Origin of the sequence: Ilumatobacter sp. (assembly GCF_030065885.1) — a bacterium.
Lineage (GTDB): Bacteria > Actinomycetota > Acidimicrobiia > Acidimicrobiales > Ilumatobacteraceae > Ilumatobacter.
In genome coordinates, this window is record NZ_JASJCS010000015.1 from 17,886 (window position 1) to 34,245 (window position 16,360).

Here is a 16,360-nt window from a genome sequence, read left to right on the forward strand (position 1 = left end):
GGCCGGATTCAGCCGGCCATGGCGGCGACGGTGGCTGCCAGCACCGCCGGGCTGGTGGCGATGTTGATGCGGACGTGACCCTCGCCCGGTGGACCGAACTGCGAGCCTGGACTCAGCTCGACACCGCGCTCGCGGAACACCTTCGCCGGGTTCCCGCCGAGATCGAGCGCCCGGCAGTCGACCCATGCGAGATATGTCGCGTCCGGCACCTTGCAGACGGCGCCGGGCACGTGCTCCGCGAGCATGCCGGGCAGCGCGAGGCGGTTCTCGTCGAGCACGCCCAGCACGGCATCGAGCCAGGCACCACCCTCGGTCCACGCTGCCACCGTGGCGACGACCGCCATCAGGTTCGGCGCGCCCAGGTAGTGGCCGGGCAGCGACGTCATCGCCTCGTGCATGCGGTCGGACCCGGCGTGCATCACCGCCCAGCGCAGCCCGGCGAGGTTGAACGCCTTCGACGCCGACGTCACCGTCACCGTCCGCGCGGCGACATCTTCGCCGAGCAGGGCGAGCGGAACGTGGTCGTGACCCGGCATCGTGAGATCGGCGTGGATCTCGTCGGAGATCAACACGACGTCGTGGCGTTCGGCGATCTCGGCGATCCGCTCGAGCTCGGGGCGTCGCATCACGTGGCCGAGCGGGTTGTGCGGATGGCACACGATCCACACCGCGGCGCCCGACGCGGCGAGCTCGGCGTCGAGCGTGTCGTAGTCGAAGGCGCCGTCGCGCCACTCGACCGGCACCAGCCGACGGTCCATCTCGTCGATCGTGTGCAGGAAGGGGTGGTAGCTCGGCAGGTGCAGCACGACGCCGTCGCCGGGTTCGCTGAGATGGTGCACGGTCGCCCGCACGCCCTGGATGACGTCGACCAGGTCGTGGACGCGGGTCGGGTCGGGGTCCCAGCCGAACCGCTCGGCCATCCGGGGTGCGAAGAGCGTCGCGGCGGGCGAGACGTCGCCGGGTGCGCCCCAGGCCGGGTACCCGAACTCGTTGCGGTCGACCACCTCGCGCAGGGCGTCGGTGATGGCCGGTGCGACCGGGAAGTCCATGTCGGCGACCCACGCCGAGTACGCGGCCGGGCGAAACTGCCACTTCGCCCCCCGCTTGGCCCGCAGCTCGTCGATGTCGAGCGATCGCAGGCCGAACGGGTCGCCGGCGGAGGACAGCGCCGCGTCCGTCACGGCACGACCACGAGCTTGCCGGCGGCACGGCGTTCGGCGAGGTCGCGAAGTGCGTCGACGGTTCGCTCCAGCGGGTATTCCGTCGGCTCGACGGGACGGAGCGTGCCGGCGGCGATCAGCTGCATCACCTCGACCAGCAGCGCGTCGTTCTCGGCGCGGTGCTTGCCGACCCACGAGCCCCACTCGACGCCGGTGACCTGCCGGTTGCGGAGCAGCACGTGGTTGAGCGGCAGCGACGGGATGCCGCCGACGAAGCCGATCACGAGGAACTGGCCGTTGTCGCCGAGTGACCGCAGCCACGTCTCGGCCTGCTCGCCGCCGACGGGGTCGTAGACCAGATCGACGCCGGTCTTGCCCTCCTGAGCCATGAGCTCGCGGACGGCAGCCTTGATGTCGTCGTCGCGGACGTCGAAGGCCGCCTCGGCCCCGCGGTCGAGGGCCAGCTGCCGCTTCTCCTCCGAGGATGCCGCCGCGAACACGCGCAACCCCATCATCACGCCGACGTCGACCGCTGCCAGCCCGACGCCGCCACCGGCACCGATCACCAGCATCGACTGACCCCGTTCGGCGCGAGCCCGGTGGCGCAACGCGAAGACGGCGGTCATGTAGCTCTGCACGAACGTCGCGGCGACACCGTCGGAGATGCCGTCGGGCACCGGCGTGACGGCGTGCGCCGGCGCGATGGTCTCGTCGGCGTACGCCCCCTCGCCCGAGGCGACGAGGACGCGGGTGCCGGGCGCGAGCTGCGGCGCATCACGGGCGACGTCGTCGGCCACCTCGAGGATGTCGCCGACGCATTCCCAACCGGGAGTGAACGGCGTCGGCGTCCTGACCTGGTAGCCGCCCTGCACGATCAACGTGTCGACGTAGTTCACGCCGGCCGCCCGCACGCGGACCTTGACCGTGCCGGGCCGGACCTCGGGCGACGCAATCTCGTCGAGGACGAGGTCGTCGATCGGTCCGTAGTCCAGACATCGGATGGCACGCATCCGGCGATTGTGGCACCCACGGTACGGTGACGGCGTGCCCGCACCGCTGTCCCCGGTCACCCTCGTCGGGCGTCACGTCCGTCTCGAACCGTTGTCGCTCGACCACGTCGACGGCCTCACGGAGGCGGCCACGCAGGACCGCGACACCTACGACCTCACCTGGGTCCCGGCCGACCGCGATGCGATGCACGACTACGTCGAGGAGCTGCTCGACGATCACCGGCGTGCCCGGGTGCTGCCCTTCGCGCAGCGCTCGCTCGAGACCGGCCGCCTCGTCGGCTGCACGCGCTACCTCGACCCGCACTGGTGGCGCGGCAGGGACGAGCCCGACGAGATCGAGATCGGCGGCACCTGGTTGGCGTCGGGCGCTCAGCGCACGGGCGTCAACAGCGACGCCAAGCTGCAGCTCCTCGGCCACGCGTTCGAGCGCCTCGACGTGTGGCGGGTCGCGATCTGCACCGACGCCCGCAACGCTCGCAGCAGGACCGCGATCGAACGGATCGGCGCGACCCTCGAGGGCGTGCTCCGCAACCACCGCCTCCGCGCCGACACCGGCGGTCCGGCCCCGCGCGACACCGCGGTCTACTCGATCATCGCCGACGAATGGCCGGCGGTCAGGACGGCCCTCGAGCGGCGAGTCGCCGCATCACCCTGACCTCGGCGCGACGCCGGCGCACCTCGTGCCAGCGCAGGTGCCGCTCGAGCCAGCCCCAGCCCAGGATCACCGACCCGAGGAGCACCAGCGGCAGGCCGACCCACCAGTGTGAGGCGGTCGCGGCCCCGCCCAGCGCGAACGCAGCGCCCGGCACGGGTGATGCTGCGAGCGGCTCGTCGCCGGTGGCGACCGTCGTGGTCGTGGTCGTCGTGGTCGATGTGGTCGACGTGGTCGGCGAGGAATCGAGCGTGGTCTCGACCAGCTCGACGATGTCTGGGGCGACGGTCGATGCGGGCGCCTCGGCCGGTTCGGCGGTCGGCATGCCGCACTCGGGCAGCATCGGAGCGAGCACCGGGCCGTGCGCGATGCGGGTGTCGCCGACATCGATGTCCGACAGCGACAGCAGCGTGCCCTCGAGCATGTTGCCGTCGACGACGACCTGACCGTCGTCCGAGCCGACGAGCGAGTTCAGGCGGAGGTCGAGGCCGGTCGCGATCTCGACCGTGCCTGCGTCGGGCACGTTGACGAGCGTCGCCTCGGCGATCTCGTCCCAGCCGGCACCGGTCGGGGCGATCTCGATCGACGCGCCGTAGAGGTTGATGAGCACCGTGGCGCTGCGCGGGATGCGATTGAGGAGGACCGGTCCGACGAACGACCCGTCGATGTTGAACACCTGCAGGCCGCTCGTGCCATCCCCGATGAGGGTGATCCCGTTGCGGTCGGCCCGCACGAGGCCGGTGCTCGGCGCACGCCCGAAGCACTCCGAGCTGGCGCGCAGCGCCGGCACCATCGCCGCATAGCGGGCGACCGCGTCGACGTCGCGCACGACCGTGTCGCTGCCGCCGACGGCACCGGTGCGGATGGTGCCGTAGCGCAGCGTGGCGGTCTCGGGGAAGACGACGGCGGCGTTCTCGCCGACGGTGACACCACCGCCGACGGCGAACACCCGGGCGGCATCCCGCTCGACGCGCAGCGAACCGACCGAGACGTCGAGATCGCCGAGCGCGACCGCCGTTCCGGCCAGCTGGGCATGCCCACTGACCGAGAGGTCGCCGGCCGTGAAGAGGTCGACGAGCTCGCCGCCGAGCAGCACGTCGCGTCCCGATGCGACGACCTGATCGGCCCGCCGCACCGCGGTGGCGGTGACGAAGACACCCAGGACCACGATCGCCGCGCCGACGAGCCGCATGAGAGCGCGACGTCGGCGATTGTCCATACTTTTCGATCGGCACGGATTCCCCGATCCTGAAGCGCCACCACTCAGATTCTGGGTACTGTCAAGCCGGTGAATTGCCTGGTCGTGGTCGCCCACCCGTGCCACGACAGCTTCTCCCACGCCGCGGCGGCCGCCGCGGTGCGGGGTCTGCAGGACGCCGGCCACTCGGTCACCGTCGTCGACCTCTACGAGCAGGGCTTTCGCGCCGCGATGAGCCGCGAGGAGCGGGCGGCCTACGACACGGACGAGCCGATCCTCGACCCCCAGGTCCGCGAGCACGCCGACCGGCTCAGAGAGGCGCAGATCCTGGTGTTCGTCTACCCGACGTGGTGGAGCGGCCTGCCGGCGATCCTGAAGGGCTGGCTCGAGCGGGTGATGGTGCCTGGTGTCGGCTTCCGGTTCGATCATCGGGGCAAGGTCAGGCCCGGCCTGGCACACGTTCGGCGGATCGTCGGCATCAGCTGCTACGGGTCGCACCGCGCGACGGTCAAGCTGGTCAACGACAACGGCCGCCGCGTGATCTGCCGCGCCCTGCGCATGTCGTGCGGTCTCCGGACGAGGGTGAGCTGGATGGCGCTCTACTCGATGGACCGCGCCACCGACGCGCGACGGCACGCGTTCCTGTCCTCGGTCGAGCGCCGGATGGCGGCACTGTGATGCGAGTGCTCGTCGTGTACTGCCACCCGAACCCCGAGAGCCTGATCGCGGCAGCGCTCGACCGAACGCTGCGGGCACTGGCCCGCGGCGGCCACGAGGTGCGCGTCGACGACCTGTACGCATCGGGATTCCGGCCCGAGATGTCGGCCGACGAGCGGCGCGGCCACAAGGAGCCGGGCGTCGACGCCGGGCTGCAGCCGTTCGCCGACCGTCTGCACTGGGCCGAGGCTCTCGTGCTCGTCTACCCCACGTGGTGGAGCGGTCAACCGGCGATGCTCAAAGGGTGGATCGACCGCGTCTGGATCGCCGGTGTCGCGTGGACCGGCAACGGTCGGAACGGCCGACCGCGGCCGCTGCTGACCAACATCCGCCGCATCGTGGTCGTGACGACGCACGGTTCGACCAAGCTCCTGAACTCGCTCGAGGGCGAAGCCGGCAAGCGGACCGTCACGAGGTCGATCCGCCCGATGTGCAGTCGTCGGGCCCGGACGACCTGGTGCGCGCTCTACGGCGTCGACCAGAGCGACGAGGCGAAGCGCACGGGCTTCCTCGACCGAGTCGAGCGGACGCTCGCCAAGCTTTAGCGTTCGGCGAGCGCAAAGGCCACGCGCAGGCGCGACCGAGACGAAGGGCCACCCACTAGCGTTCGGCGAGCGCAAAGGCCACGCGCAGGCGCGACCGAGACGAAGGGCCACCCACTAGCGTTCGGCGATCGCAACGGCGACGCGCAGGCGCGACCGAGACGAAGGGCCACCCACTAGCGTTCGGCGATCGCAACGGCGACCGCCGCGGCCACGGATGCGTTGTGCTCGGCGAGCGCGAGGTTGGCCGGCACGCTTCGGCCCGCGGTCGCGTCGGCGATGCGTCCGAGGACGAACGGGGTGATCGCGGCGCCCGTGATGCCCGAGGCCTCGCAGTCGGCCAGCGCGGTGCCGACGACGGCATCGAGCTCGCTGCGATCGAGCGCATCGCGCTCGGGGATCGGCACCGCCAGCAACAGGCCGGGGCGGCTCCGGTGGGCGAAGACCTCGGCGACCTCCTCGGCCGATTCGACCCGATGCGGCACGGGCAACCCCGACGATCGCGTGTAGAAGGCCGGGAAGTCGTCGGACCGCCAGCCGAGCACCGGCACGCCGGTGGTCTCGAGGTACTCGAGCGTCCGCCCGAGATCGAGAAAGGCCTTCGCCCCGGCACACACGGTGACCAGCGGACGCCGGGCGATGGCGTCGAGGTCGGCGCTCACGTCGCCCGTCAGCTCGGCACCGCGGTGCACGCCCCCGATGCCGCCCGTGGCGAAGACCTGCACGCCGGCCGCAGCGGCGAGCGCCAGCGACGCCGAGACCGTGGTGGCGCCGAACGGCCAGCGCTGGGCGATCGCCACCGGGATGTCGCGCTCGGCGACCTTGCGGGCGGCGCCGAGGATCCGTTCGTGCTCGTCGGCGCGGAGTCCGACCCGTGCCACACCGTCGAGAACGGCGGTGACCGCCGGGACGGCGCCCTCCCGCCGGATCGCGCCGAGGCTCCGCTCGAGCGCCTCGGCGTTCGCGGGCGAGGGCAGCCCGAGGTGCGAGAAGATCGTCGATTCGAGCGCCACGACGGGTCGCCCGCCGCCGAGCGCCGCGCGGACCTCGTCGGAGATCAACGGTTCGAGCACGGCGTCAGTCTGCCAGCGTCTCGGCGTGACGCTCGTCCCGGTCGTGACATCGGCCGGGCGTGACAGCCACGGCGTGACGTCGTCTCGGCCTGACTGTCTCTGCGTGACTGTCTCGGCGTGACTGCGTCTCGGCGTGCCAGCGTCTCGGCGCGACGTCGTCACGTTCGGACGAAGCGGCTCACTGCTTCGACGTGGTGGGTGTGCGGGAACAGGTCGAGCACCTCGCTGCCGTCGTGGCGGTACCCCTGCCTGGCGAGCAGCGAGGCGTCGCGCGCCAGAGCCACCGGGTCGCAGCTCACGAGCACGAGCACGGGCGCGTCGGTGGCGACCATGGCGGCGACGCCGGGCCGGCCGAGACCCGACCGCGCCGGGTCGGCGATCGCCACATCGATCACGAGCCCGTCCTCGGGCCGCCACGACCCGGCTTCTTGCTGCTCGATGCGAGCGTCGCGGTGGGCGAGGTTGATACGGCAGTCGGCGACGGCCGACCTCGAGGTCTCGACCGTGATCACCCTCGTCGGAGCCGACGTCACCGCGGCGGCGAACAGGCCGACACCCGCGTAGGCGTCGAGGACGGTCGCCGCCCCCGCGAGTTCGGGTGCCGCGCGCCGGACCGCGTCGACGAGGAGCTCGGCCGCGGCCGGGCCGCTCTGGAAGAACGAAGCCGCCGAGACCTGGAATCGGTGGCCTGCGACGACCTCGGCGAGGGTCGCCGATGCCCCGACCGAGGCACCGTCGGGCAGCCCCACCACGTCGCCCCGTCTGCGGTCCCAGCGTGCGGTCAGTTCGCCGGTCGCGGCCGACACGCGGAGCGTCACCTCGAGCTCGGGTGTGATCCGGATCGCGTCGAGGACGGGCAGGAGCGCCGGGTGGGCGATCAGGCACCCGCTCGCGGCGACCGTGTCGTGCGAGCGATCGACGCGGTACGCCGCTCGATTGGCCGCATCGCCGACGACGCGGATCGTCGTCCGGTAGCCGGCGGTGGGGACGCTCGATCCGATGCGGAGCTCGGCGTCGGGCAGCTTGCCCGTGCGACGCAGCGCTTCGCGCAGGACCTCGACCTTCGCCGGGAGTTGCGCGTCGACGGCAACGTGCTGCCAGTCACAGCCGCCACATCCCTCGACGCGCCGAGGGCACGGAGGATCGACCCGGCCAGCCCCGCGCTGATGGACCTCGGTCACGACGCCGCGGGCCCAGTCACCCTTGTCGTCGACCAGCTCGACGCTGACCTCGTCGCCGGGAACGCCTCCCCGCACGAACACCACCCGGCCCTCGGCGTCATGTGCCAGCGCTTCACCACCGGCCACGAAACGCTCAGGACGCAGGCGGGACATCGCAGGCACCCTACGGGATGCGCGAACCTGACTCCATGAACGCGAGCGAGTGGTACTGGGATCTCCGTCACGGGCGGGCGGTTCCGGCCGAGGAGCGTGGGCCGGGCGAGCACATGCTCGGGCCGTACCCCACCAGGGTCGCGGCCGAGAACTGGAAGCAGACGGTCGACGAGCGCAACGAGTCGTGGGACGAGGACGACGCCGAGTGGAACGCCTGGGACACCGATCGCGACGACGCCCGGACCGACCCGGCGCAGTAGGTTCGAGCGCCGTGCCACGACCGATCCAGATCGCCCCGTCCGTCCTCCCCGCCGACTTCGCCCGACTCGGCGACGAGGTCGCCGCACTCGAAGCCGCCGGCGTCGACCTGATCCAGTGGGACGTGATGGACGGCCAGTTCGTGCCGAATCTGACGTTCGGGCCCGACGTGATCGCCGCCGCGCGCGAGCACTGCAGCGTGCCGTTCGAAGCCCACCTGATGGTGCTGACGCCCGACGTGATGGCGCAGCAGTACGTCGACGCCGGCTGCTCGCGCCTGATCGTGCACGTCGAGGCCTGCACGCACCTGCACCGGACGCTCGCCAACATCGCCTCGATGGGGGCGACGGCGGCCGTCGCCCTCAACCCGGCGACCCCGGCGTCGGCGGTCGCGCACGTGCTCGACCTGGTCGACCTGGTGCTGGTGATGACCGTCAACCCCGGGTTCGGCGGTCAGGCGTACATCGCCTCGATGGAACCGAAGATCGCCGAGCTGCGATCGATGATCGAGACGGCGGGCCTCGCCGACGCCGTCGATCTCGAGGTCGACGGCGGGATCGGGCCCTCCACCATCGGTGGTGCCGCCGCAGCCGGGGCCAACGTGCTCGTCGCCGGCAGCGCGCTGTACCGCGACCCGGACGGGCTCGAACACGCCGTGGCCCAGCTGCGCACGCTGGCCGAGTCAGCCGTGGCGTGACGCGCCACACCCCTTCTCTACGATCGCCATCGTGACCATCCGCGCGACGCCGGTGCGACCGGCCGCCGCACTCGCCGAGCTCGCTCGCGCCGTCCGCGACGCCAAGGCCGGCGATCCGCTGGCGCCGGTGTCGGTGGTCGTACCGACCAACGCCACCGGCGTCACGGCGAGGCGCTGGCTCGGCCGCCACGGGGGTGTGGCCGCCGTCGACATGCTGACGCTCCACCGGCTCGCCGAGCTGCTGGCCGGACCGTCGTTGGCCGCCGAGGAACGCCGTCCCGTCTCGACGCCCGTCATCGACATCGCCGTCCGTTCGGTGTTGCGCGCCACTCCCGGCGCGTTCGCCGCGGTCGCCGACCACCCCTCCACCGTCGTCGCGCTCCGCGACCTGCACCGCGAGCTGCGGGTCGCGCTCCCCGACGCACCCGACCGGCTCGCCATCGCGTCGGGCCGCGGGCGCGAGGCCGCCGAGGTCTCGACCCGCGTGACCGATCTGCTCACCGGCGAGTGGTACGACGAGGGAGACCTCCTCCGGCGCTCGATCGAGCGCACCGAGGCGGCCCCAGGGCCACCCCAGCTCGAGCGCATCGTCGTGTTCCTGCCCCATCCCCTGCGAGGGCTCGAGACCGCCCTCCTGCAAGCGCTCGGCGATGCCGGCCACGTCGAGGCGCTGCTCGCACACACCGGCGACGCAGCCGCCGACGACGAGGTCATCGCGCTCGGTCTCGCGCTCGACCCCTCCTATCGGCCCCGTGGGGTCGAGCCGATCGACACCCGCGGCGCCGAGGTCGTGTCCGCAACCGACGCCGACGAAGAGGTGCGCCACGCAGTCCGCGCCATCGTCGATGCCGCGCGGCGGGGCACGCCGCTCGACCGCATCGCCGTGCTCTGGCCCGCCGATCGGCCGTACGCACGGTTGGCCGAGCACCACCTCGACGCGGCCGGGGTGCCGTGGAACGGGCGGCCCGGTACCGGTGTCGCCGAGCGAGTCGTCCCACGTTTCCTGCTCGACCTGTGCGACGTCGATCGCCGCGGCCTCGGGCGGCGCGAGCTGTTCGACCTGCTCGCCGACCTCCCGGTCCGCGACCGCGCGGGGCACCACGTGCCGACCGCGCGATGGGAGCGCATCAGTCGTCGCGCCGGCGTCGCCCGCGACGACGACTGGGGGCCCCGCCTGCGCCGCTACGCAGGCCGAGAGCGCGACCGCGCGCCCGACGCTGCGGCCGACCGTGCCGACGACGCCGAGGCGTTGCTCGCCTTCGTCGACGACCTCCGACGCACGCTCGGCCCCCGCAACGCGACCCGACCGTGGGCCGACTGGGTCGACTGGGCCGAACGCCAGATCGCGTACCGGCTCGGCAAGTCGTTCGCCGACGAGCGGCACGTGCGCCGCGACATCGCCGAACGGCAGGCCTGGGATCACACGAACCGCGTCCTCGACCGGCTGCGCAGCCTCGACGCGATCAGCGGCCCGGTGCGCCGCAGCGAGTTCCGTGCAGCCTTCGCCGCCGAGTTCGATGTCGCTCCGGGCCGCCTCGGCCGGATCGGCACCGGGGTCACCATCGGCTCGCTGTCGGGTGCGGCGGGCCTCGACGTCGACCTGGCGATCGTGCTCGGCGCCGCCGACGGCCTGATGCCGCCCGCCCCGTCGTCCGGTCCGCTGATCGGCGAGGCCGACCGCGCCGCGGCCGGGCTCGCACCGGCGACCGCCGCAGGCTCCCGCATCCACCGGCAGTTCCGAGCTGTGCTCGATGGCGTGCCGAACGCCATCGTCCTGTACCCGCGCGGCGATCTCCGGGCCACCACCGAACGCCACCCGTCGCGGTGGATTGCGTCGACCCTTGGCGATGCCGAGCTCCACCACCAGAGCAGCCACCATGCCGCCCTGCTGGCGTGCGGGTTCCCGGCCAGTCGGCACGAGCACCGCCTGCGCGGCCGGCTGGCGGCCGCCACCTTCGGCGGGCCGATCGACGAGCGCACCCCAGGCGCCGACTCCGACCACGTGCTGCGCCGGGCGCTGGCCATGCGTGCGGCTCGTCGCTCCGACGCGATCACGGTCTACGACGGCGATCTCAGCGCGCTCGACATCGCCCATTTCGACCATCCCGTGGCGCCGACCCAGATCGAGCAGTGGGTCGCGTGCCCGCACGGGTACTTCGCCCGGTACCTCCTGGGCGTTCGCCCCATCGACGAACCCGCCGACGAGACGCAGATCACCGCCAACGAGCGCGGCAACCTGGTGCACCGCACGCTCGATCTCTTCCACCGGGACGTGATCGACGGAGCGCTGCCGCAGCCGTCGCCCGGTTGGACCCCTGCCCACCTCGAACGCCTCGCCCTGTTGTTCGAGCAGGTGGCAGCCGAGTTCGAGGCCGCGGGCCGCACCGGGCGGGCCGCCTCCTGGCACGTCGAACGCCTCGGCCTGTGGGCCGAGCTCGTCGAGTGGTTCCGCCGCGACACGGCACTCCTCGCCGCTCGCCCCGCACGAGTGATCAGCTCCGAGCAGCGCTTCGGCGACGACGGCACGGTCACGCTGCCGCTGGCCGGTGGCGGCCGGCTCGCCGTGCGCGGCGACATCGACCGCGTGGACCGAACCGAGCGCGGCGAGCTCGTGGTGGTCGATCACAAGACCGGGAGCGCCCGCACCTACGCCGGCATCGCCGACGACGATCCCACCGCGGGCGGTACCCGTTTCCAGCTTCCCGTCTACGCCGCCGGCGCCCGCGCGATCGCCGGCGCCGAGCTCCCCGTTCGCGCCGAGTACTCGTTCTTCGCGCGCGAGAAGTACAAGCGGATCGGGTACGCCCTCGACGACGAGGTGTGGGCGTCGGTCGCCCACGACCTCGGCGAGGCGGTGGCCGGCATCGAGAGCGGGCTGTTCCCCAACCGGCCCGACGTGCCGGGCTTCCAGCTGTTCGTCTCGTGCCACTACTGCCAGCCCGATGCGCTGGGCACGTCCGAACGCTGGCCCGAGTGGGAGCGCAAGCGACACGATCCGCGCGGTGCACGATGGTTCGCCGACGACGACGAACACGACGACGGTGCAGATGACGGCGGCGGCGACCGCGGACGGGTCGGCAGCGCGGGAGGCTCGGCATGACCGGCGTGCCGCCACCCGACGAGGCCGCCCGAGAACGCATCGAGCGGGACCTCGCGACCAACCTGTTCGTCGAGGCGGGCGCCGGCGCCGGCAAGACGACCAGCCTCGTCGGCCGCATCCTCGGGCTCGTCGAGTCCGGCGTCCCGATCGAGTCGATCGCCGCCATCACGTTCACCGAGAAGGCCGCTGCCGAGCTGCGGCGACGGGTTCGCGAACGCCTCACCGAACGCGCCGGCGAGTCCACCGACCTGTTGTACGAACCGTTCACGGCCGCGCTCGACCGGCTCGACCACGCACCGATCGGCACGCTGCACGCCTTCGCCCGTCGCATCCTGAACGACTTCCCCATCGCCGCCGGGCTGCCGCCGGGCTTCGAGGTGCTCGACGAGCTCGAGAGCAGCCTGGCGTTCGAAGAGAGGTGGGACGACCTGCTCGAGTCGCTGTTGGCCGACGCCGAACCGCCCGAGGGCCCGACCGCCGGGGGCGCCACGTTCGTCCAGCTGTGCAACTACCGAGGCTTCGGGCTCCACAAGGGCCTGCGGCGCGTCGCCGTCGAGTTCCACGACAACTGGGACCTCGTCGAAGAGCGCGTCGACCTGTCGCCGCCGGCTCCCTGGGAGCCCGACGTCACCGAGGTCGTCGCTGCGGCAGCAGAGGTGTGTGCCGCCGACGTGCCGGACGGCGACAAGCAGGCCGACCGGCTCGCCGCCGTGCGCGACGGCGTCGACCTTCTGACCGCCCAGCGGACACTGCTCGGCACCCTGAGCGCGCTCGACGAGTTGACCTCCACGTGCCGGAAGGCCGCGAAGAGCGGCAACAAGACGAACTGGAAGCGTCACAGCAGCGTCGACGATCTCGAGTCGCTCCGCGCCCGCCACACCCGTGTGAGCGAGCTGGCCGACGGGGTCCTCGCCGAAGCAGCCGCGTACCGCAAGCGGGTGCTCGGCGCCGTCGTCGGGCGCTGGGTGCTCGACTCCGCCCGCGCCCGCGCCGCCGACGGGGCCGTCGAGTTCCACGACCTGCTCGTGCTGGCCCGCCGGCTGCTGACCACCAGCGAGGCCGCCCGCCGCGCGTTGCACGAGCGCTACACCCGCGTCCTGCTCGACGAGTTCCAGGACACCGACCCGATCCAGCTCGCGATCGCGGTCCGGCTCACGGCCGATCCCGACCATCCCGCCCAGCATGGCGACTGGACCGAGCTGGCGCCCCTGCCGGGCCGGCTGTTCATCGTCGGCGATCCCAAGCAGTCGATCTACCGGTTCCGGCGCGCCGACATCGCGCAGTACATGCGCGCCCCCGGCCAGATCGGCGCCGTGGAGACCCAGCTCAGCGCCAACTTCCGCTCGGCGGCGGCGGTCATCGAGTGGGTCAACACCGTGTTCGGCGACCTGATCGAGCTCGTGCCCGACGCCCAACCCGCCTATCAGCCGCTCGCGATGTGCCGACCCACGCCGCACGACCACGGTTCGGTGCACGTGCTCGGGGTCGAACCGCACGACGACCTCGACGGCCGGGGCTCGGCCGACGAACTGCGCGAGCGCGAGGCCGACGAGGTCGCCGTCACCGTTGCCGCGGCGCTCGCCGACGGGTGGCCGGTGGGCGACGTCGACGAGCACGGCAACCGCACCGTGCGACCGTGCCGGCCAGGCGACATCGCGATCCTGCTCCCGGCGCGCACGTCACTCCCGGCGCTCGAGGGTGCGCTGCGCCGGCTCGAGCTGCCGTACCGGGCCGAGAACAGCTCGGTGGTGTACGTCACCACCGAGATCCGCCACATCATGCTGGCACTGCGGGCCGCCGACGACCCATCCGACGAACTGGCCCTCGTGGCCGCGTTGCGAACCCCGCTGTACGGGTGCAGCGACGTCGAGCTCTACGAGTGGAGGCAGGCCGGCGGGCGCTGGTCGATCTGGCGGCCATGTCCCGACGGACTCGACGATCATCCCGTCGCGGCGGCGACGCGCCATCTTCGCGAGCTCGCCGAGCGGGCGGTCACCAGCCCGCCCGCCGACCTGGTCGCCGCCGTCGCCGACGAGCGCCGGCTGCTCGACGCCGCGCTCGACGACGCCGACGCTCGCGACGTCTGGCGGCGAGTCCGGTACGTCGTCGAGCAGGCACGCGCGTGGAGCGACGCGGGTGGCCACGGTCTGCGTCGCTACCTGGCCTGGGTGCAGTTGCAGGCCACCGAGGCCCGGGCCGCCGACACGATCCTCCCCGAGCACGATCACGACGCGGTGCGCATCATGACCGTCCATGCCGCCAAGGGCCTCGAGTTCCCGGTCACCATCGTGTCGGGGACGACCACCCGCCCGCGGCGCACGGGTGGACACGGCGTCGTGTGGCCCGGCGACGACTGGGGCATCGCCCAGCAGCACGACGAGGTCTTCGACGACTACCAGCCCGTCGACGAGCAGATGAGCGACGCCGAGCGACGGCGGCTGCTCTACGTCGCCTGCACCCGGGCCGTCGACCACCTCGTCGTGTCGGTCCACCGGCTCGCCCGCAACGTGACCGACCGGAGCAGGATGACCAGCGCCGAACTGCTGACCGACGGTCGCGCCCTCGCTGCGCCGCATCTCGAGCTGTCGACCCAGCAGCTCGCGGTGTGGATGCCACCCGCCACACCTCGCCACGAGCTGCCGTGGGCCGACGCCGACGAGTACGGCGCCGAACGCGACCGAGCGATCCGCCAGGCGTCACTCACGCACTCCATCAGCGCCACCGAGTTCGCGTCCGCCACCTGGGACAGCGACCTCGGCGCCGGCGACCCCGGCAGCGAGGACCCCGGCATCCAGAAAGAGCCCGTCGATCTCGATCTCCCGCCGTGGCAACGGGGTCGGTACGGCACCGCGGTCGGCCGGGCGGTCCACGCCGTGCTGCAGTTCGCCGACCTCGGCACCGGTGCCGACATCGCCGAGCACGCTGCGGCACAGTGCGCGGCCGAGGGCGTCCTCGGCATGGACGACACGGTCGCCGCGCTGGCCCGTTCGGCCCTGGCGGCGCCCGTCGTCCGACGAGCCGTCGGACTCCCGCACCATCGCGAGTTGTTCGTCGCCGCCGAGGTCGGCGGACGGGTGCTCGAGGGCTACATCGACCTGTTCGTCGAGACGCCCGACGGCGGCCTCATCGTCGACTACAAGACCGACCAATGGCCCGACGACGACGAGCGCACCGACCGCATCGCCCGGTACCGGCGGCAGCTCGCTGCCTACGGCGTCGCGCTCGAGCGTGTGCTCGGCACGCCCGTGGCCGGCGGCATGCTCGTTCGGTGCCGCCCCGACGGGCCCGCCGAGGAGATCGTCATCGACGGGTGGTCCGAGGCGGTCGAGGCAGCCCGTCGGCTCGCAGCGGCGGGCTGACGGTTCACGTGCGGCGTGAACCCCGGTCGACGATGCTGTGGTACACGCCGGCGAGGCTCAGACGAAACGTCGCCAGCAGGAAGATCACACCGAGCGCCAGTGCGAGCGGGATCAGGAACGCGCCGACGATCTGCAGCCTCGCGCCGAAGAACGGGTCGAGCACACCGCCGTCGACGGGGGTGCCGTCGAGGTGGAGGGTGCGCATCGGGTCCTCGTAGTCGGGACAGTCGACGTCGCTCTCCGAGACGCCGATCACGTCGTCGCCACCGAAGTTCTCGATCGGTTCGGTCACCCGCGACACGAGGATGCCGAGATCGGGGTCGACCACGGCCGACACGAGGTACCGGTCACCGTCGCCCAGGTACTGGGCGTCGAGGCCATATCGGACGTCGATCCGGTCGCCGGCAGCGAACGGGTCGGTCCGGCCCGAGCGCACCCGTTCGATCTCGAAGCGGATCGTGCGGAAGTCGCGGTCGACCACCTCGCCGACGAAGACGACGTGCGGCGACCGTGGCGCCTCGCAGCCGACCGGGACGGGGATCAGCGGCAGCGGCCCGTCGTCGACCGGACCGTCCTGCGCGGCGACGTCGCCGGCGCCCGCCACGGCTGCACCGGCGACGAGCGCGACGAGGACCGAGACGAGCATGCGCCGCACGGATGTGAGGCTAACCGGGGCACTGCGGGCGATACTGGGCACCGTGGGATACAGCCCGTATCGCAAGTTCAAGGCCAAGCCGGCCGACTACGTCACGATCGCCGTGGTCTTCGTGGCCGCGCTGGCGATGGTCGCCTGGGCACTGCTCGGCTGACGAGCCCGACGAGCCGGCACGGCGATCACGGGCGTCAGAACACCGAGCGGTGGTGCTCGAGGGTGACCCCGACGACCGTGACGACGTCGAAGCGGACGTCGACGTCGTGCCGGCGGTGGAGGCGGAGCCACGATTCGGCGAGGCGTCGGATGCGATCCTGCTTGCCGTCGTCGACGGCGGCGAGTGCGCCGCCGTGGCCGGCGCGCCGTCGAGCCTTCACCTCGCAGAACACGACGACAGCGCCGTCGACCGAGACGATGTCGAGCTCGCCGCCGACCTCGCGCTCGGGCGAGCGCCAGTTGCGGTCGAGCACGCGATGGCCGGCTCGCTCGAGCATGCGAACGGCTCGGTCCTCACCCCATCGTCCCCGGGCCTGCCTGGATCGATCGTTCATGGGCGCGCTCCTCGACCTGGGTGGTGTCGGGGTGCTGACCCGAGGGGCGGCGCTCAG

General features: G+C 72.4%; 14 protein-coding genes. 7 read left to right on the forward strand and 7 right to left on the reverse strand.

Annotated features, from left to right (window positions below):
* Positions 1–8 precede the first annotated feature (8 nt).
* Both QNJ12_RS05595 and QNJ12_RS05600 read right to left on the reverse strand, forming a co-directional pair.
* On the reverse strand, positions 9–1,181 hold the full coding sequence (locus tag QNJ12_RS05595) for an aminotransferase class I/II-fold pyridoxal phosphate-dependent enzyme (RefSeq protein ID WP_300620006.1): 1,173 nt from the start codon (positions 1,179–1,181) through the stop codon (positions 9–11).
* Positions 1,178–2,170, reverse strand: coding sequence for an NADPH:quinone oxidoreductase family protein (locus QNJ12_RS05600; RefSeq protein ID WP_300620008.1), 993 nt, complete (start codon positions 2,168–2,170; stop codon positions 1,178–1,180). Before QNJ12_RS05600 ends, QNJ12_RS05595 begins: the two co-directional genes overlap by 4 nt.
* A gap of 34 nt (positions 2,171–2,204) precedes the next feature.
* On the opposite strand from QNJ12_RS05600, the gene QNJ12_RS05605 reads away from it, so the two are divergent.
* Positions 2,205–2,825 (forward strand): GNAT family protein, encoded by a 621-nt coding sequence (locus QNJ12_RS05605; protein ID WP_300620010.1) that lies wholly within the window; start codon positions 2,205–2,207, stop codon positions 2,823–2,825.
* On the opposite strand, the gene QNJ12_RS05610 is transcribed toward QNJ12_RS05605, so the two are convergent.
* The gene (locus QNJ12_RS05610; protein ID WP_300620012.1) at positions 2,785–4,014 is read right to left on the reverse strand and encodes a choice-of-anchor A family protein; all 1,230 of its coding nucleotides are present in this window, start codon (positions 4,012–4,014) and stop codon (positions 2,785–2,787) included. The two genes, QNJ12_RS05605 and QNJ12_RS05610, sit on opposite strands and share 41 nt — an antisense overlap.
* Before the next feature lie 96 nt (positions 4,015–4,110).
* Here QNJ12_RS05610 and QNJ12_RS05615 point away from each other — a divergent pair, with 96 nt between their 5' ends.
* Positions 4,111–4,698: an NAD(P)H-dependent oxidoreductase gene (locus QNJ12_RS05615; RefSeq protein WP_300620014.1), complete on the forward strand. Its 588-nt coding sequence runs from the start codon at positions 4,111–4,113 to the stop codon at positions 4,696–4,698.
* A complete protein-coding gene (locus QNJ12_RS05620) occupies positions 4,698–5,282 on the forward strand; it encodes an NAD(P)H-dependent oxidoreductase (RefSeq protein WP_300620016.1) in 585 nt (194 codons plus the stop codon). Before QNJ12_RS05615 ends, QNJ12_RS05620 begins: the two co-directional genes overlap by 1 nt.
* Positions 5,283–5,455: 173 nt before the next feature.
* Here QNJ12_RS05620 and QNJ12_RS05625 read toward each other — a convergent pair whose 3' ends face one another.
* Positions 5,456–6,352 carry a pseudouridine-5'-phosphate glycosidase gene (locus tag QNJ12_RS05625; RefSeq protein WP_300620018.1) on the reverse strand — a complete coding sequence of 299 codons (897 nt, stop codon included), beginning with the start codon at positions 6,350–6,352 and terminating at the stop codon, positions 5,456–5,458.
* A 158-nt stretch (positions 6,353–6,510) separates the two neighbouring features.
* Positions 6,511–7,686: a hypothetical protein gene (locus QNJ12_RS05630; protein ID WP_300620020.1), complete on the reverse strand. Its 1,176-nt coding sequence runs from the start codon at positions 7,684–7,686 to the stop codon at positions 6,511–6,513.
* A 35-nt stretch (positions 7,687–7,721) separates the two neighbouring features.
* On the opposite strand from QNJ12_RS05630, the gene QNJ12_RS05635 reads away from it, so the two are divergent.
* The 4 genes from QNJ12_RS05635 to QNJ12_RS05650 are packed head-to-tail and all read left to right on the forward strand — an operon-like array spanning position 7,722 to position 15,100.
* Entirely contained in the window at positions 7,722–7,946 is a 225-nt protein-coding gene (locus QNJ12_RS05635) for a hypothetical protein (protein ID WP_300620022.1), read from the forward strand.
* Between the two features lie 11 nt (positions 7,947–7,957).
* Positions 7,958–8,641 carry a ribulose-phosphate 3-epimerase gene (gene rpe, locus QNJ12_RS05640; protein ID WP_300620024.1) on the forward strand — a complete coding sequence of 228 codons (684 nt, stop codon included), beginning with the start codon at positions 7,958–7,960 and terminating at the stop codon, positions 8,639–8,641.
* 31 nt (positions 8,642–8,672) lie between these two features.
* Complete coding sequence (locus QNJ12_RS05645; RefSeq protein ID WP_300620026.1) at positions 8,673–11,741, forward strand: PD-(D/E)XK nuclease family protein; 3,069 nt, start codon at positions 8,673–8,675, stop codon at positions 11,739–11,741.
* Entirely contained in the window at positions 11,738–15,100 is a 3,363-nt protein-coding gene (locus tag QNJ12_RS05650) for an exodeoxyribonuclease V subunit beta (protein WP_300620028.1), read from the forward strand. Before QNJ12_RS05645 ends, QNJ12_RS05650 begins: the two co-directional genes overlap by 4 nt.
* A gap of 4 nt (positions 15,101–15,104) precedes the next feature.
* Here the strand turns inward: QNJ12_RS05650 and QNJ12_RS05655 are convergent, their stop codons facing one another.
* Both QNJ12_RS05655 and QNJ12_RS05660 read right to left on the reverse strand, forming a co-directional pair.
* Positions 15,105–15,755, reverse strand: coding sequence for a hypothetical protein (locus QNJ12_RS05655; RefSeq protein ID WP_300620030.1), 651 nt, complete (start codon positions 15,753–15,755; stop codon positions 15,105–15,107).
* Between the two features lie 188 nt (positions 15,756–15,943).
* Positions 15,944–16,303 (reverse strand): YraN family protein, encoded by a 360-nt coding sequence (locus QNJ12_RS05660; protein ID WP_300620032.1) that lies wholly within the window; start codon positions 16,301–16,303, stop codon positions 15,944–15,946.
* Between the last annotated feature and the right edge of the window lie 57 nt (positions 16,304–16,360).